The 15,218-nt window shown below is 72.2% G+C and carries 16 protein-coding genes and 1 pseudogene; 6 read left to right on the top strand and 11 right to left on the bottom strand.

The features are described 5' to 3' along the window. A pseudogene (locus tag AB0J58_RS29270) lies at window positions 1-773 on the bottom strand (transposase); the annotation flags it as partial. A gap of 35 nt (window positions 774-808) precedes the next feature. On the opposite strand from AB0J58_RS29270, the gene AB0J58_RS29265 reads away from it, so the two are divergent. The 4 genes from AB0J58_RS29265 (at window position 809) to AB0J58_RS29250 (ending at window position 5,016) form a co-directional block, all read left to right on the top strand. After that, complete coding sequence (locus tag AB0J58_RS29265) at window positions 809-1,144, top strand: hypothetical protein (RefSeq protein WP_364221527.1); 336 nt, start codon at window positions 809-811, stop codon at window positions 1,142-1,144. Window positions 1,145-1,384: 240 nt separating this feature from the next. After that, complete coding sequence (locus AB0J58_RS29260; RefSeq protein ID WP_364221524.1) at window positions 1,385-2,563, top strand: CaiB/BaiF CoA-transferase family protein; 1,179 nt, start codon at window positions 1,385-1,387, stop codon at window positions 2,561-2,563. 46 nt (window positions 2,564-2,609) lie between these two features. After that, window positions 2,610-3,770 (top strand): acyl-CoA dehydrogenase family protein, encoded by a 1,161-nt coding sequence (locus tag AB0J58_RS29255; RefSeq protein ID WP_364221521.1) that lies wholly within the window; start codon window positions 2,610-2,612, stop codon window positions 3,768-3,770. A 97-nt stretch (window positions 3,771-3,867) separates the two neighbouring features. Then, window positions 3,868-5,016 (top strand): acetyl-CoA C-acetyltransferase, encoded by a 1,149-nt coding sequence (locus tag AB0J58_RS29250; protein WP_364221518.1) that lies wholly within the window; start codon window positions 3,868-3,870, stop codon window positions 5,014-5,016. Between the two features lie 109 nt (window positions 5,017-5,125). On the opposite strand, the gene AB0J58_RS29245 is transcribed toward AB0J58_RS29250, so the two are convergent. From AB0J58_RS29245 to AB0J58_RS29205, 9 genes are all read right to left on the bottom strand, one after another. Continuing rightward, window positions 5,126-5,821, bottom strand: coding sequence for an ABC transporter ATP-binding protein (locus AB0J58_RS29245; protein ID WP_343970089.1), 696 nt, complete (start codon window positions 5,819-5,821; stop codon window positions 5,126-5,128). Next, on the bottom strand, window positions 5,808-6,605 hold the full coding sequence (locus tag AB0J58_RS29240; protein WP_364146694.1) for an ABC transporter ATP-binding protein: 798 nt from the start codon (window positions 6,603-6,605) through the stop codon (window positions 5,808-5,810). Before AB0J58_RS29240 ends, AB0J58_RS29245 begins: the two co-directional genes overlap by 14 nt. Further along, window positions 6,602-7,510 carry a branched-chain amino acid ABC transporter permease gene (locus AB0J58_RS29235; RefSeq protein ID WP_364221515.1) on the bottom strand — a complete coding sequence of 303 codons (909 nt, stop codon included), beginning with the start codon at window positions 7,508-7,510 and terminating at the stop codon, window positions 6,602-6,604. Before AB0J58_RS29235 ends, AB0J58_RS29240 begins: the two co-directional genes overlap by 4 nt. Next, window positions 7,503-8,354, bottom strand: coding sequence for a branched-chain amino acid ABC transporter permease (locus tag AB0J58_RS29230; protein ID WP_364221512.1), 852 nt, complete (start codon window positions 8,352-8,354; stop codon window positions 7,503-7,505). Before AB0J58_RS29230 ends, AB0J58_RS29235 begins: the two co-directional genes overlap by 8 nt. Window positions 8,355-8,567: 213 nt before the next feature. Continuing rightward, complete coding sequence (locus AB0J58_RS29225) at window positions 8,568-9,113, bottom strand: VOC family protein (protein ID WP_364221509.1); 546 nt, start codon at window positions 9,111-9,113, stop codon at window positions 8,568-8,570. Window positions 9,114-9,224: 111 nt separating this feature from the next. Beyond that, window positions 9,225-10,409, bottom strand: a complete 1,185-nt coding sequence (locus AB0J58_RS29220) for an ABC transporter substrate-binding protein (RefSeq protein ID WP_364221506.1) — start codon at window positions 10,407-10,409, stop codon at window positions 9,225-9,227. Between the two features lie 170 nt (window positions 10,410-10,579). Continuing rightward, the gene (locus AB0J58_RS29215) at window positions 10,580-11,569 is read right to left on the bottom strand and encodes an aldo/keto reductase (RefSeq protein WP_364221503.1); all 990 of its coding nucleotides are present in this window, start codon (window positions 11,567-11,569) and stop codon (window positions 10,580-10,582) included. Between the two features lie 41 nt (window positions 11,570-11,610). Next, a complete protein-coding gene (locus tag AB0J58_RS29210; RefSeq protein WP_364221500.1) occupies window positions 11,611-12,066 on the bottom strand; it encodes a MaoC/PaaZ C-terminal domain-containing protein in 456 nt (151 codons plus the stop codon). Next, window positions 12,063-12,533, bottom strand: coding sequence for a MaoC family dehydratase N-terminal domain-containing protein (locus AB0J58_RS29205; protein ID WP_364221497.1), 471 nt, complete (start codon window positions 12,531-12,533; stop codon window positions 12,063-12,065). The genes AB0J58_RS29210 and AB0J58_RS29205 overlap by 4 nt, the downstream gene beginning before the upstream one ends. Before the next feature lie 154 nt (window positions 12,534-12,687). Here AB0J58_RS29205 and AB0J58_RS29200 point away from each other — a divergent pair, with 154 nt between their 5' ends. Then, window positions 12,688-13,632: an LLM class flavin-dependent oxidoreductase gene (locus AB0J58_RS29200; RefSeq protein ID WP_364221494.1), complete on the top strand. Its 945-nt coding sequence runs from the start codon at window positions 12,688-12,690 to the stop codon at window positions 13,630-13,632. 30 nt (window positions 13,633-13,662) lie between these two features. On the opposite strand, the gene AB0J58_RS29195 is transcribed toward AB0J58_RS29200, so the two are convergent. Continuing rightward, window positions 13,663-14,115 (bottom strand): PPOX class F420-dependent oxidoreductase, encoded by a 453-nt coding sequence (locus AB0J58_RS29195; RefSeq protein ID WP_343970059.1) that lies wholly within the window; start codon window positions 14,113-14,115, stop codon window positions 13,663-13,665. A 142-nt stretch (window positions 14,116-14,257) separates the two neighbouring features. Here AB0J58_RS29195 and AB0J58_RS29190 point away from each other — a divergent pair, with 142 nt between their 5' ends. Next, on the top strand, window positions 14,258-15,199 hold the full coding sequence (locus tag AB0J58_RS29190; protein WP_364221491.1) for an alpha/beta fold hydrolase: 942 nt from the start codon (window positions 14,258-14,260) through the stop codon (window positions 15,197-15,199). Window positions 15,200-15,218: the final 19 nt, after the last annotated feature.

The following is a 15,218-nucleotide window of genomic DNA, read 5'->3' as shown; positions in this document are numbered from 1 at the left end:
AGTCTCGGCGGGTGCCGGCCACCCGCGCGTGCGCGCGAGCGACCGTGACGACGGCCTTGGTGCGGTTGTTCGACCCCTTCGCTGTGCGGCTGAGGACCTTTTGCGCCTTGCGGAGTTTCTTCGCCGCGCGCCGCAGAAACCGGGGGTTGTCGATCTTCCGGCCGTCCGACAGCACCGCGAAGTGGGTGAGTCCCAAATCGACGCCGACCTCCGATGCCGTCGCCGGCAGCGGCTCGGTGGTGGTCTCGACGGCGAAGGACGCGAAGTACCGCCCGGCGGCGTCCTTGATCACCGTCACGCTGAAGGGGGCCGACGGCAGGGTCCGCGACCAGCGCACCGGCACGTCCCCGATCTTCGACAGACGGAGTTTCCCGCCCGCCGTGACCGAGAACCGGGCGTTCTTCGTGAACCGGATCGCCTGCCGGTTGTCCTTACGGGAACGCCAGCCGGGCGGGCCGACCTTCGGGCCTTTGCGTTTGCCCGCCAGGGAGGCGAAGAAGTTGCGGTAGAGCGGTGTTCAGGTCCGCGAGGGCCTGCTGCAACACCACCACCGACACCTCCCCCAGCCACGCCCGTTGCGGGGTCTTCTTCGCGGCGGTGATGACCCGCTTGGACAACTCCGCGTCCGAGATGTACGCCATCTTGGCCGCGTGAGCGTCCCGGCGAGCGCGCAACCCGTCGTTGAACACCACCCGCGCACACCCGAACGCCCGCGCCAACGCCTGACACTGGCCCGGCGTCGGGTAGAGGCGGAAGTTGTAACGAAGCTGCACGGTCCTGATAGTGCCATGGGTCCCTGACGGAACGTATGAGTGTTCGAGAAATCCGCGACCACCTGGGCCGCCGCATCGACGTCGCCCACGTCACCGGCGAACCCACCATCGCCGGGCGCCACGGCGAACCCCGCGCCGTGATCGTCTCCCCGCGCCTGGTGGGCCGAGCAGCAAGAGCAGACCGGTCAGGGCACGCTCGCGCCCTGGCGGGCACTCCCGCGCGGGCCTTCACCCCCGGCCTGAAGGCCGGAGCACTGGCCCGCATTCTGGTAGCCCTGACCGTGCGAGAGGAGGATGACCGGCAGGTCGCCCCCGGTCACGGGCGCGGAGACCCGCACCTTCGGGGACTGCGGCGACCGCGGCCGTCCTGACATCGACGGTGAGACCGAACGCGGCGAGGGACCGCCCGGGCGGCGGAGCGGGTGCGCGAGGTCGTCGACAGGGCGAGCGCCGCCCGATGTGGCGGCAGACTCCATATGATATTTTCTCTCCGCCCGTCGCCTTCGGGTTATAAATCACCTGTTCATCAGGCATGTAGATATAAATCTCGACCGCCTCTAGCGCTCTAAGGTAAAACTCTATATTTTATACGAACCAACCGAGGGGGAGTCGTGCTGCCACTGACCGGGATCACCGTCGTGACGCTGGAACACGCGGTCGCCGCGCCGTTCGCGACCCGCCAGCTCGCCGACCTCGGCGCCCGCGTGATCAAGATCGAGCGGCCCGGCTCCGGTGACTTCGCCCGCCGCTACGACGAGTCGGTGCACGGCCAGTCCAGCTACTTCGTCTGGCTGAACCGCTCGAAGGAGTCGGTCACCCTGGACGTGAAGTCCCCGCACGGCCGGGAGATCCTGCACGAGCTGGTGGACCGGGCCGACGTGCTCGTCCAGAACCTCGGCCCCGGTGCCGCCGACCGGCTCGGGCTGGCCGCCGCCGCCGTCCGGGAGCGGGACCCGCGCAAGATCGTGCTCGGCATCACCGGCTGGGGCGGCGACGGCCCGTGGGCCGGGCGCAAGGCGTACGACCTGCTGGTCCAGTGCGAGACCGGGCTGGTGTCGCTGACCGGGTCGGCGGACGAGCCCGCCCGGGTCGGCGTCTCGGTGGCCGACATCGCCGCCGGGATGTACGGCTTCGGCGCGGTGCTGACGGCCCTGTACCAGCGGCAGGTCACCGGGCTGGGGGCCACGCTGGAGGTGTCGCTGTTCGAGGCGCTGGCCGAGTGGATGGGGCAGCCGGCCAACTACACCGCGGGCAGCGGGCGCCAGCAGCCGCGCGCGGGCGCCCGGCACGCCACCATCGCCCCGTACGGGCCGTTCACCGCCCGGGACGGGCGGACCGTGCTGCTCTCGATCCAGAACGAGGCCGAGTGGATCCGGTTCTGCGCGGTGTTCCTCGAGGACCCCGAGCTGGCGGCCGACCCGCGCTTCGCCACCAACACGCTGCGGGTGGCCGATCGGGACGCGCTTGAGGCCATCGTCGACGCGCGCTTCGCCGAGCTGGACGGCGCCGACGCCGCCGAGCTGCTCGACCAGGCCGGGGTCGCCAACGCCGGGGTCAACACGGTGGCCGACTTCCTGGACCACCCGGTGCTGCGCGAGCGCGGCCGGTGGCGGGACGTCGGCACACCCGGCGGCCCCGTCCGGGCGCTGCTGCCGCCGATCTCCCTGGACGGGGTCGAGCCGCGGATGGACCCGGTGCCCGAGCTGGGCCGGCACACGGCCGACGTGCTGGCCGAGCTGGGCCGCTCGCCGGAGGAGATCGCCGACCTCTCGGCCCGGTCCGTCATCTGACCCCCACCCCTACCCAGCCAGGCCGCACCAGAGTGAGGACCCGCCCATGACGCTGAACCCCGAGGAGACGGCCATGGTCGAGGCCGTCCGCGACTTCGTCGACCGCGAGGTGCGCCCGGTCGCGCGCGACCTGGAGCACGCCAACACCTACCCGGCCGACCTGATCGACCAGATGAAGCGGATGGGCGTCTACGGCCTGGCCATCCCGGAACCGTACGGGGACGTGCGGGTGTCGACGCCCTGCTACGCCCTGATCACCGAGGAGCTGGCGCGCGGCTGGATGAGCCTGGCCGGGGCGATGGGCGGGCACACCGTGGTGGCCAAGCTCATCCTCACCTACGGCACCCCGGAGCAGAAGGAGCGGTACCTGCCCCGGATGGCGACCGGCGAGCTGCGCGCCACGATGGCGCTCACCGAACCCGGCGGCGGCTCGGACCTGCAGGGCATGCGCACCGTCGCCCGGCGCGAGGCCGACGGCGGCGGGTACGTGGTCGACGGCACCAAGACCTGGATCAGCAACGCCCGGACGTCCGGGCTGATCGCACTGCTGTGCAAGACCGACCCCGAGGCGGTGCCCCGGCACCGCGGCATCTCCGTCCTTCTGGTCGAGAAGGTGCCGGGGGTCACGGTGACCACCGACCTGCCCAAGCTCGGCTACAAGGGCGTGGAGAGCTGCGAGGTGGTCTTCGAGGGCGCCCGGGTGCCGGCGGACGCGGTGCTCGGCGGGCGGGAGGGCGCCGGGTTCGCCCAGATGATGCGCGGCCTGGAGATCGGCCGGATCCAGGTCGCGGCGCGGGCGACCGGCGTGGCCAGGGCCGCGTTCGACGACGCGCTCGGGTACGCGCGGCAGCGCGAGACGTTCGGCCGGCCGATCTGGCAGCATCAGTCCGTCGGCAACCACCTGGCCGACATGGCCGCGAAGCTGACCGCCGCCCGGCAGCTGCTGCTGCACGCCGCCGAGCGGTACGACTCGGGCGCGCGCAGCGACCTGGAGGCGGGGATGGCCAAGCTGTTCTGCTCGGAGGCGGCGATGGAGATCGCGCTCAACGCGATCCGGGTGCACGGCGGGTACGGCTACTCCACCGAGTTCGACGTCGAGCGGTACTTCCGGGACGCCCCGCTGATGATCGTGGGCGAGGGCACCAACGAGATCCAGCGCAACGTGATCGCCCGCCAGCTCGTCGAACGCGGCGGCCTCGCCTACTGAGGGCACGTACCGGCAGGAACGGGATAGAGGTGGGGGTAACGCCGCCCCTGTCCGGCGGTGCACGGCCGGTTAACGCCCCGTCCGTACGGTCGGCGGCATGGCTGAAGCATTCATCATCGACGCCGTCCGCACTCCGGTGAGCAGGCGTGGCGGGCCGCTGAGCACGATCCACCCGGCCGACCTGGGCGCGCACGCCATCCGCGCGCTGATCGAGCGGGCCGGGGTGGACCCCGGGCTGGTCGACGACGTGGTGTTCGGCAACGTGGACTCGGTCGGCCCGCAGTCCTTCGACGTCGCCCGCACCTGCTGGCTGGCGGCCGGCTTCCCGGCCCACGTACCGGGGGTCACCATCGACCGGCAGTGCGGCTCGGCGCAGCAGGCCGTGCACTTCGCCGCCCAGGCCGTGATGAGCGGCACGATGGACATGGTCGTGGCCGGCGGCGTGCAGAACATGAGCATGGTGCCGCTGATGTCGGCGGCCGACTCCGGCAAAGCGCTCGGTTTCGAGGACCCGTTCTCCACCTCCGAGGGGTGGACGAGCCGGTTCGGGAAGGGGGAGGTGAGCCAGTTCCGGGGCGCCGAGATGATGGCGACGCACTGGGACATCTCACGCGACGAAATGGAGCGGTTCGCGGTCGAGTCGCACACCCGGGCCCTGCGCGCGAACGCCGAGAGGCTGTTCGAGCCGGAGATCGCGCCGCTGGGCGGCCTGACCGCCGACAACGGCCCGCGCGAGCCCGACTGGGACAAGATCAGGTCGCTGCCGACCCTACTGCCCGACGGCCGGATCACCGCCGCCTGCGCCAGCCAGATCAGCGACGGCTCGGCCGCCCTGCTGATCGCCGGGGAGCGCGCGGTGCGGCATCTGGGGCTGACGCCGCGGGCGCGCGTCCACCACATGACCGTGATGGGCGACGACCCGCTGATGATGCTCTCGGCGCCGATCCCGGCGACCAGGCGGGCACTGGAGCGGACCGGGCTGACCCCTGACGACATCGACACCGTGGAGATCAACGAGGCCTTCGCGCCGGTGGTGCTGGCCTGGCTGAAGGAGACCGGGTTCGACCCGGCCAAGGTCAACCCGAACGGCGGGGCGATCGCGCTCGGTCACCCGCTCGGCGCGACCGGCGCGCGGCTGATGACGACGATGCTCAACCAGTTGGAGCGGACCGGCGGCCGGTACGGGCTGCAGACGATGTGCGAGGGCGGCGGCCAGGCCAACGTCACGATCATCGAGCGGCTGTAGAGCCCCGGAGGCACGAACCGAACCAGAGGACCGAACGGAAAGCGGCCGGGCCGGCGGATCACCGCCGGCCCGGCCGCTTTCCGCGGGGCGCCCGCGTACGTTCCCGAACTCAGGCCAGGTACGTCTCCAGCAGGCTGTTCTCGTCCATGTCCGCGCTGCGGCCGGACGCCACGATGTCCCCGACCACCATCACGTACGCCCGGTCGGCGACCTCCAGCGCCAGACCCACGTTCTGCTCCGCCACCAGCACCGCGGTGCCGGTGGCGACCACGCGGTGCAGCGCGTCCAGCACGTCGCCCACGATGCGCGGGGCGAGCCCCATCGACGGCTCGTCGATCATGAGCAGTCGCGGGCGGGCCATCAGCCCGCGCGCGATCGCCAGCATCTGCTGCTCGCCGCCGGACAGCACGCCGCCGAGCGAGTCGATCCGCCGCCCCAGCACCGGGAACAGCTCGATCATCTCGTCCATCCGGTCGCCGACCTCGGAGCCGGGCAGCCGGTTGCCGCCCATCAGCAGGTTGTCCCGCACGGTGAGGGGGGACAGGATCGCCCGGCCCTCGGGCACGTGGCTGACGCCCAACCGGGCGACCCGGTAGGCGGCGGTGCGCCCGGTCGCCCTGCCGTCGATCGTCACGGTCCCGGCGGCCGGCCGCACCAGACCGGAGATCGTGCGCAGCAGGGTCGTCTTGCCCGCGCCGTTCGGCCCGACCAGGGCCACGGCCTCGCCCGCACCGACCTCCAGGCTCACCCCGTGCAGCGCCTCGACGGCGCCGTAGCGGGTGACCAGGGAATCAACGACCAGCATCGGGTGCCTCCACGGTGTCCGCTGTGCGACGCTCCTTGGTGCCGAGGTAGGCCGTCTTGACCCGCTCGTCCTGCCACACCTCGTGCGGGCCGGCCTCGGTGAGCACGCTGCCCCAGTCCAGGACGACGACCCGGTGGCAGACCTCGGTGACCAGCCGCACGTTGTGGTCGACCAGCAGCACGGTCACGCCCTCGGCGTTGATCATCTGGATGAGCCGGCCGATGTCGTCGGACTCGGCCCGGTTCATCCCGGCGGTCGGCTCGTCGAGCAGCAGCAGCCGCGGCTCGGTGGCCATCGCCCGGGCGATCTCGACCCGCCGCCGCATGCCGTAGGAGAGCTCGGCCACGTCCACGTCGGTCACCGAGGTGAGGCCGACCCGGTCGATCAGCCGCCGCGCCACCTCGTGCTGCTCGGCCTCCTCGCGCCTGCGCACCCGGCCGAGCTGCCAGCGGCGGCCCTTGAAGGACAGATGCCGGCCGATCAGCACGTTCTCCAGCACGGTGCTCTCGTCGAAGAGCTTCAGGTTCTGGTACGTGCGGGCGACGCCCGCGGCGGCCAGCCGGTGCGGGCGCAGATCGGCGACGTCGGACCCGGCCAGGGTGATCCGGCCGGCGGTGGGCTGCAGGTAGCCGCTGATCAGGTTGACCACCGTGGTCTTGCCCGCGCCGTTGGGGCCGATCAGGCCGCAGATGGTGCCCTCCCGCACGGAGAACGAGACGTCGTTCACGGCCTTCATCCCGCCGAAGTGCTTGCTGACTCCGGACAGCTCCAGCATCGCGGTCATCGGCTCGCCACCTTCTCGGCAGGGTCTTGGACGTCGGGTGCGGGCCGGTCCTGTCTGCCGCGCAGGCGGCGCCGCAGACCCCGGTAGAGCGAGCGGTCGGACAGGCCGTTCGGCGCGACCAGCAGGATCACGACGAGCAGCACGCCGTAGATCACGTCCTCCCAGTTGGAGCCCGCGAAGTGCAGCGAGTCGCGCAGGACCGTGAGCCCCCAGGTGACCAGGATCGGCCCGGCCCAGTGTCCGTTGCCGCCCACCAGCACGTAGGTGAACACGATGACCAGGGTGGCGAAGCCGTACTGGTCGGGACTGATCACCGTGGTGCGGTGCGCCTCCAGGGCGCCGGCGCACCCGGCGATGGCGGCGGCCGCGGTGAAGCTCATGAACCGGACCCGGAACACGTTGACGCCCATGCCCTCGGCGGTGCGCTCGTCCAGCCGCACCGCCTTGGCGGCCCGGCCGAAGTGGGAGCGGTGGCTGAGCTCCAGCACTACGAACGCCACCAGCAGCGTGACGACCAGGTGCTCGGTCCTGACCTCGATCGGGATGCCGGCGATGCCGTTCGGGCCGTTGGTGTAGTCGCTGATCCGGATCAGCACCACGATGGCCTGGGCGAGGGCCAGGCTGCCCAGCGCCATGTAGATGCCGCGCAGCCGCAGCACGGGCGGGGCGAACAGCGCGCCGATCGCGCCCGCCAGCACCGTGGCGGCGAGCAGGCCGACCGCGAACGGCAGCTCGGACTTGGTCGCGATCAGGGCGGCGGTGTAGCCGCCGACCGCGGCGAACCCCATCGGGGCCAGCGACATGATGCCGACCCGGAACGTGACGTGCACGCTGATCACGAGCAGGGTCAGGATGAGCGCGGTGTCCAGCCGGAACAGCTGGAGCGGTTCGAGCCACTCAAACACGGGCGGCCTCCTTCTTGCCGAAGAACCCGGACGGCCGCGCGACCAGCACCGCGAGGATGACGGCGAACGCGATGATCTCCCGGAACACACTGGAGACGTAGGTGGTGGCGTAGACCTCGATCACGCCGAGGACCAGGCCGCCGATGATCGCGCCCTTCACCGAGCCCATGCCGCCGAGGATGATCACCGCGAAGGCGATCAGCAGCAGCCCGTCGCCGGACGAGTACGACACCTGCGCCGCCGACGCGGCGACGAAGATGCCCGCCACGGCGGCCAGCGCGCCGGCCACGAAGAAGCAGATCGAGAACACGAGCTGGCTGTTCACGCCGAGCAGCTCGGCGGTCTCCCGGTTGTAGGCCACCGCGCGGACGGCCCGGCCGGACTTGGTCCGGTTCAGCCAGTACCCGAGGCCCGCCATCGCCACCACGGCGATCACCAGCATGACCACCTGGAGCCGGGGCACGTTCTGGCCGGCGAACTCGAAGGCGCCGACCGGGAAGCCCTGGCGGGGGAACGCCTCGGTCTGCGCGTCGGTGTAGGTGCGCAGCACCGTGGTGAGCACCAGCGAGACGCCGATCGTCGCGACCACGAAGGAGAACTCCGGGGCCTTGCGGCCGCGCAGCGGCGCGAGGACGACCAGGTCGATCAACACCGACAGCACACCGGCCGTCACCATGCCCACCAGGATCGCGACCGGCACCGGGACGCCCAGGCGCAGCGCGGCCAGGGCGGCGAAGCTGCCCCAGGTCAGGATCTGCGCGTGGGCGAAGTTGAGGAGGTTGAGGACACCCCAGACCAGGGTGACGCCCACGCCCAACAGGGCGTACGTACTCCCCAAGGCCAAACCGTTAATGGTCTGCTGCACACCATCCTCCGCTTCCTCTCGTAGCCCCGGGCCGGGCTGTCCGCGGTGTGACGAGATCGGGGCCAGCGTTGCGTTTCCTCGTTAACACCGGCGTTACCTGCGTCGGAGAGCCCCGCCGGGGACGGCCGCGGCCGTTATCGGTGCCCCTTGCCGGTGGTTCCGGGGCGGCTGCCTTCGGGGCGGCGCCGCCGGTCATCCGCGCCCGTTCTCGACCGGGCGCGCCGAGAGCGCCGAGAGCGCCGAGAGCGCCGAGAGCGCCGAGAGCGCCGAGAGCTCTGAGAACTCCATCAGGTTCAGCAGCGTCCCGTCCGGGTCGAGGATGGTGACCACGCGCCGCCGGCGGCCCGGCATGGGGACGAGCGTGACCGGGCCGCCGACCACGGGGATGCCGTGCTCGGTGATCCAGGCCATCGCGGTGTCCATGTCCCCGACCCGCAGCCCCAGGCGGGCCAGCCCGGCGTCCTTGGCCGTGCGCGGCGCCGGGGCGCCGCCGTCGTCGGTGAAGTGCAGCAGGTCCAGGTAGGTGTCGGTGTCCTGGGAGCTCCAGCTGAGCAGAGCCGCCCTGCAGCGGACCGGGCCGGTGACGTCCAGGATCGCCCGGAAGTCGTCTCCGGCGTCGAACTCGAACGGCTGCCCGAGGATCCGGGCGCCGAGCAGGCGGGTGTAGAAGTCGAGCGACCGGTCGAAGTCGCTGCAGACCACGTTGGCGTGGACGAGGTGGTCGATGGTGAGAGGCATCGCGGGGTCTCCTCTGGAGCGGACGGCGGGGGCCCGCCAACGGCGCCGCCCCGGCGCGCCGTGGTGCGGCGTGCCGGGGCGGCGGGTCGGTCGGGGCCGGAGGTTCGCGGGTCAGCGCTTGCAGCCGGGGGCCGTCTGGGCGTCGAACAGGGTGATCTTGCTGTCCACGATCTGCAGCTTGGTGCCCTTGACGTCGGCGGCCCGGTTCTGGGTGAAGCCGATCTTGCCGAACGGGGTGTCGACGCCGTTCAGGGCCGCCAGCGCGTCCCGGACGGCCTTCTTGTCGTTGCTGCCGGCGTTCTTGAAGGCGTGCGCCATCGACCACAGCGACGCGTAGCCCGCCGCCTCGAAGACGGTGGCGGAGCGCTGCGCGCCGTTCTGCCGCCAGTAGTCCAGGAAGTGGGTGTTGTTGCCCTCGCTGCTCTGGCCGTTCCAGGCCGTCACGTACACGAAGCACTGCATGGCCTTGCCGGACTGCTCCATGGTGGCGTCGCTGACGTCCGGCGCCATGAACACCGGCTTGTCGAAGCCGATCTCGTCGAGCTGCAGGTAGATCGTGCTCATCATGCCGGGCAGCGGCATGGTGACCAGCACGTCGGGGTTCAGCTGCTTGAGCTTGGTCAGCTGGGCCCGCACGTCGGTGTCGGTGCCGACGAAGGTCTCCACGCCCAGGGTCTGGATGCCGGCGCCCTCCAGTGCCTGCTGGCGCTTGCCGATGACGTTCTTGGCCGCCTCGGAGTCGCTCTGGTACAGGTACGCCGCAGACTTGAGGCCGCTGAACGCGGTGGCGAACTCCTTGTCGGCCTGGGGCATCACGTTGGCCATGTCGGGATAGAGGCGGAACATGTAGTCGCCGACCTCGGTGACGCCGCCCGAGGAGAGTCCGACCGCCATGGTCGGGATGCCGTTCTGCTGGAGCTGCGGCCCGGCGGCCAGGAACGACGGGGTGAGGGTGAAGCCCACGACCGCGTCGACCTGGTCCGAGGCGAGCTTGAGCACCGCCTGCACGGCCTCCTGCTTGTCCGCCTTGGTGTCGATCTCCACCAGCTCGATCTTCGAGCCGCCCAGGAAACCGGTGTCGTTGATCTCCTTGGCCGCCAGCCGCACGCCGTCGCGCTCGCTGGTCCCCACACCGGCGATGCCCGCGGCGCCGCTGACGTCCAGCGGGACACCGATCTTGACAGTGGCGGGCAGGCCGCCGGACTGCGCGCCGCCTCCCTCGTCGCCGCCGGAGCCGCACGCCGTCGCCAGCAGGGCCACTCCCAGAACAACTGTTCCGAGTCTGCTCTTTCGCATTTGAACCTCTCATGTCGCCGGCTCCGCAGCGGGGAGCCACCTGGAACGTGACGGCGAAGCGCCGGCAGGACCAGATACTGCGAAGGTCTCGTTAACGTGCGCGTTACGTTGGGGGGTGGAGTCGCGGGGTCACAGACGGCAACGGTCGAATCAGGACAGCCCCTGCCGATTCACAGGCCCAGCAGGTTCTCGGTGGGCCGGTCGGCGGCCGACAGGATTTCCGCCACCCGGGCGAGCACCTCGTCGTCGAGGTCCACCGCCAGGCCGCTCAGCCCGTCCGCCACCTCGGCCGCGTTGCGGCAGCCGAACAGCGCGACGTCCGAGTACGGTTCCCGCACGGTCAGGGCCAGGGTGAACGCGGCCAGCGAGAGGCCCAGCGAGCCGGCCAGCTCCCGCAGCCGTCCGGCGATCGCCACGTTGGCGGCGAAGGCGTCGCCGGCGAAGAACACGTTGCCCGACGTCCCGGAGCGGCCCTCGCGCCGGCTGCGGCCGCGCCAGTCGTCCGGCTCGAACTCGTGGTCCGGGCGGAAGTCCTCCGACAGCAGCCCGTGCACGTACGAGCCGTAGGTGACGCGCAGCCCGCCGCGCGCCCCGGCGTCCGACAGCTCGGTCAGGTAGCGATGGTCGAGCAGGCTGAAGCTGTACTCGACCGCGGACGGGATGCCGGTGGCCAGCGCCCGCCGGCTCGCCTCGGCGCCGAAGTTGCAGAAGCCGACGTCGCGGACCAGGCCCTCGTCCTTGAGCCGCTGCAGGTTCTCCATCTGCCGCTCGGGGGTGAGCGCCGGGTCGAACTGGTGCAGCAGGTACACGTCGACGTGGTCGGTGCGCAGCCGGGTCAGCGACTCGTCCATGAACCGGCGCAGCGCGTCGTAGGAGGAGTCGCAGACCAGGGTCAGCAGGTTCGTCGGGTCGCTGTAGCGCACGCCCCCCTTGGTGCACAGCCGGACCTCGTCGCGCCGTCCCTCCAGCATCTCGCCGACGATCGCCTCAGAGCGGCCCGAGCCGTAGAAGTGCGCGGTGTCGAAGAACCGCACCCCGGCGCGGTACGCGGCGTCGACGGCGCCCCGGGCGGACTCCTCGTCCACCGCGCCGTACCCCTGCGCGATCATCGTGCCGCTTCCGAAGCCGACGCGGCCGATCAGCTCGTTCCCATCCGGCATGGCGGTTCCCTCTCCTTCGCCCGCGCGCGGGGCGGCGGTCGTCACTTGTCCTCGGCGCCGGCGCCACCGGCGGCGGGCGTGCGCACCACGGCGGTGCCCGTCATCACGATCGCGCCGTGCTGGTCGGTCACGGTCAGCGCGACCGCGGCCGTCCCGGCGGAGCCGTCCACCGACTCGACCTCGGCCCGCGCGGTCAGCGTCGCGCCCGGGAACACCGGGGTGCGGAACCGCGCCTCGTACCGGAGCGGCGACTCGGGGCCGAACCACTCGGTGATCACCCGGCCGGCCATCCCCATCGTGAGCATGCCGTGCGCGAACACCGACGGGTAACCGGCGGCCTCCACCGCGAACCGCTCGTCGGTGTGCACCGGGTTGAAGTCGCCCGACGCGCCCGCGTACTGGACGATCCGGGTCCGGGTCAGATCCCGGACCAGCACCAGTTCCCTGCTCTGGCCGACCGCGACTGCCGCCGCCGCGGTGCGGGAGAGGGCGGTCATCCGCCCGCTCCGACCGGGCGGGCGGTCTGCACCATCACCATGGTCGAGGTGACGACCGGCTCGCCGTCCTGGTCGCGGTACTCGGTGATCCGCTCGGTGAAGGTGAGCACACCGCCGCGGCGGCCCTCCTTGGTCCAGGTGCGGCCGGGGCGGTCCACCGCGCTCAGCACGTCGCCCTCGCACACCGGCCGGTGGTACTCGAACCGCTGCTCGGCGTGCAGGCCGACACCGGCCGGGTCCGGGCCGCCGGTCCCCGACGGCGTGCTCCCCGACCCGATCCACGGCTCGCCCGGCTTCGGGCGGACCGCGCTGTCCGGGTCGTAGTGCTCGGCCGCCCAGGCGAAGGTCGGCGGGGCGACCGCCGGAGCGCCGGTCAGCGCGCCGTGGTAGGCGGGGTCGAGGTCGCCTATGGCCCGCGCGAACATCATGATGTGGCCCCCCTCGACCGGGAACCGCTCGACTGCCATGCCTGTCCCTCCTGCTCGGTGATCTTGATCTTCGCGTGCCGCCGTTCACCCCGGGGTTACGGACGCGGTTCGTAACGTCACGGGTAACGCGCGCACGGGCACGCTGGCCGCCACCGTTTCGCGACGGCGAGACGCCGTCGCCGAGGAGGCACGAGTGTCCGCCGTTGCACGACCGCGGATCGGGCTCAACCTGCCGCTGCGCTTCGCCGCCGGCACCGCCCCGAAGGAGATCGCGGCCTGGCTGCGCGAGGCCGACGCCTCGCCGGTCGACGCGTTGTGGACCCTGGACCAGCTCGCCGGTCGGCTGCCGACGCCGGAGCCGGTCGGCATGCTCGGCTTCGCCGCGGCGCACACCTCCCGGGTGCGGCTGGGGATCGCGGTGCTGGTCGCCACGGGGCGCAACCCGATCACCGCGGCCAAGGAGCTGGCCGGTCTCGACCGGCTCGGTGGCGGCGGCCGGCTGGTCGTCGGGGTCGGCAGCGGCGACCGTCGGCTGTTCCCCTCGCTACGGCTGGGCGACTGGGGTCCCGGGGCGGTGCTGGACGAGTTCCTCACCGCGGTGCGCCGGCTCTGGACCGAGGACGAGGTCGACCACGACGGCCCGATCTGGCCCTTCACCGGGGTAGGGATCAGTCCGCGCCCGATCGCGCCGCCCCCGCTCTGGGTCGGCGGCGGGTCCGTCCCGGCGCTGCGCCGGGCGGTGCGGCTCGGGTCGGGCTGGGTCGCCGCCGGACGGCAGCCCACCGCGCGGTTCGCCGAACTGGCCGCCCGGTTGGACGAGGTGCTCGCCCAGGAGGGGCGCGCCCGGGACACGCTGGCCGTGGCCAAGCGGGTGTACCTGCTGGTCGAGTCGCGGCGCTCCCGGGCCGAGCAGGCGGTCGACGCCTGGTTCTCCGCCTTCTACGGAAGCCCCGAGTACGGCCGGGAGGCCACCGTCTACGGGGACGCCGAGTCCTGCGCCGAGCAGCTGGCCGAGCTGGTCCGGCACGGCGTCACCGACCTGATCCTGCACCCGCTGGACGAGTCGGACCGGCACGGGGCCGCCGTGCTCGGCGAGTTGCTGCCCGCCCTCGCGGCGGCCCCGGACCCGGTCGGCTGAGCGGCCCCGTCAGGCGGCGCCGCGGCGGTCCTAGCGGCGCTTCACCGTCCGGGCGAAGTCCCAGCTCGCCCAGTGCTCGGCGCGGACCACGATGCCGACCCGCAGGCCCGACAGTGCCATCTTCCGGTAGTCGGGCCTGTTGGCGTCGGTGTAGTTGCGCGAGATGATCGCCTCGCCGATGCGCAGCATGGACTCGTCGTCCTCGAAGAGTTCCACCCGGCCGGACACGGTCAGGCCCTTCAGCTCGGAGTAGTCGTCGCCGGACTCCACCAGGCAGGTGATCCGGGGGTCGTGCCGCAGGTTGCGCGCCTTCACCGAGCTCCGCTGGGTCCACATCACGAGGTCACGGCCGATCAGGCCGAACCACATCGTGGCCAGGTGCGGCGAGCCGTCGGGGTTCAGCGTGGCCAGGTGCAGGCTCTTGCGCGTCAGCAGGTAGTCGTACAGTTCGTCCGCCTCGATCGGCAGCGGTCCCTTGCCCATGCGGGGCTCCTTTCTCCCGTGCCCACTACACCGGGCCGGGAGCACCCGGCCGCACCCGCGCACGGCGTAACGCGGCGGGTAATGGGGGGTCGCGTTACGTGGCGCCGAGTACCGGAACCATCCGAACGGGGGTCCTGCCACGATGATCGTGTCGGCAGACGGCGGCATTCAGCTCAACCTCTCCGGCGGTCCTGAGGTCGACGCCGAGATCGTGTACTTCCAGAGCGACGGCCTGCGGCTGCGCGGCGTTCTGGTGACGCCGCGGGAGCGGTCCGGGGCGGTACCGGCCCTGGTCGCGAGCCACGGCTGGAGCGGCGCGGTGAACTTCCGCGTGCTGCCGCTCGCCGGGCGGCTGGCCCAGCGCGGGTACGCCGTCCTCGCCGTCGACCACCGCGGTTTCGGCGGCAGCGAGGGCGTCCGGCTGCGCTGCGACCCGGACGAGCAGGTGCGCGATGTCTCCAACGCCGCGACCTACCTGGCCGGGCGGCCGGAGGTCGACGGCTCGGCGCTGGGCGTGATGGGCGCCAGCTTCGGCGGGGCGATCGCGGTCGCCGCCGCGGCCGCCGACGAGCGGCTGAAGGCGTGCCTCTCGCTGGTCCCGCTCGCCGACGGGCGGCGCTGGCTGGAGGAGCTGCACGGGGCGGGCTGGCCCGCCCTGCTGGCGCGGCTGGAGCGCGACGACGCGGAGCGGGCGCGCACCGGGTCCGGGGAGCGGGTGCCGCTGTCGGTGCTGATGCCGCTGCCGCCGAGCCCGGCCCTCGACGCCGAGGCCGCGTTCATCCGGTCGGTCCACCCCGAGGGATACCCGCTGGAGAACGGCCGGCTGGCGCTGGACTTCTCCCCGGAGAGCCTCGCGGCCGCCATCGCGCCGCGCGCGCTGTGCCTGGTCACCCCGGTCGACGACACGGTGATCCCGGCCGACCACTCCCGGGCCGTGTACGCGCGGGCCGGCGAGCCGAAGGAGCTGCACCTGCCGCCGGAGGGCGGCCACGGCGGGCCGATGGGGTCGCTGGTGGACACCACCGCCGAGATCGCCGGGGCCTTCCTGGACAAGCACCTGCGCCCGTCCGGCGGGGCGTCGTGACCGGCGCAGTGACCGGCGC

This window comes from Streptosporangium sp. NPDC049644, assembly GCF_040675205.1.
In the GTDB taxonomy this organism is placed as follows: domain Bacteria; phylum Actinomycetota; class Actinomycetes; order Streptosporangiales; family Streptosporangiaceae; genus Streptosporangium; species Streptosporangium fukuiense.
Note: the sequence above shows the minus strand (reverse complement) of the source record. Positions and strands in the feature narration are given on the sequence as shown.

Coding starts and splice junctions, on each gene's coding strand:
- AB0J58_RS29225 (WP_364221509.1), bottom strand. CDS start 9,113: ATGCCTCTCACCATCGACCACCTCGTCCACGCCAACGTGGTCTGCAGC.
- AB0J58_RS29195 (WP_343970059.1), bottom strand. CDS start 14,115: ATGGGCAAGGGACCGCTGCCGATCGAGGCGGACGAACTGTACGACTAC.
- AB0J58_RS29245 (WP_343970089.1), bottom strand. CDS start 5,821: ATGCTGGTCGTTGATTCCCTGGTCACCCGCTACGGCGCCGTCGAGGCG.
- AB0J58_RS29240 (WP_364146694.1), bottom strand. CDS start 6,605: ATGACCGCGATGCTGGAGCTGTCCGGAGTCAGCAAGCACTTCGGCGGG.
- AB0J58_RS29255 (WP_364221521.1), top strand. CDS start 2,610: ATGACGCTGAACCCCGAGGAGACGGCCATGGTCGAGGCCGTCCGCGAC.
- AB0J58_RS29250 (WP_364221518.1), top strand. CDS start 3,868: ATGGCTGAAGCATTCATCATCGACGCCGTCCGCACTCCGGTGAGCAGG.
- AB0J58_RS29190 (WP_364221491.1), top strand. CDS start 14,258: ATGATCGTGTCGGCAGACGGCGGCATTCAGCTCAACCTCTCCGGCGGT.
- AB0J58_RS29215 (WP_364221503.1), bottom strand. CDS start 11,569: ATGCCGGATGGGAACGAGCTGATCGGCCGCGTCGGCTTCGGAAGCGGC.
- AB0J58_RS29210 (WP_364221500.1), bottom strand. CDS start 12,066: ATGACCGCCCTCTCCCGCACCGCGGCGGCGGCAGTCGCGGTCGGCCAG.
- AB0J58_RS29205 (WP_364221497.1), bottom strand. CDS start 12,533: ATGGCAGTCGAGCGGTTCCCGGTCGAGGGGGGCCACATCATGATGTTC.
- AB0J58_RS29265 (WP_364221527.1), top strand. CDS start 809: ATGAGTGTTCGAGAAATCCGCGACCACCTGGGCCGCCGCATCGACGTC.
- AB0J58_RS29220 (WP_364221506.1), bottom strand. CDS start 10,409: ATGCGAAAGAGCAGACTCGGAACAGTTGTTCTGGGAGTGGCCCTGCTG.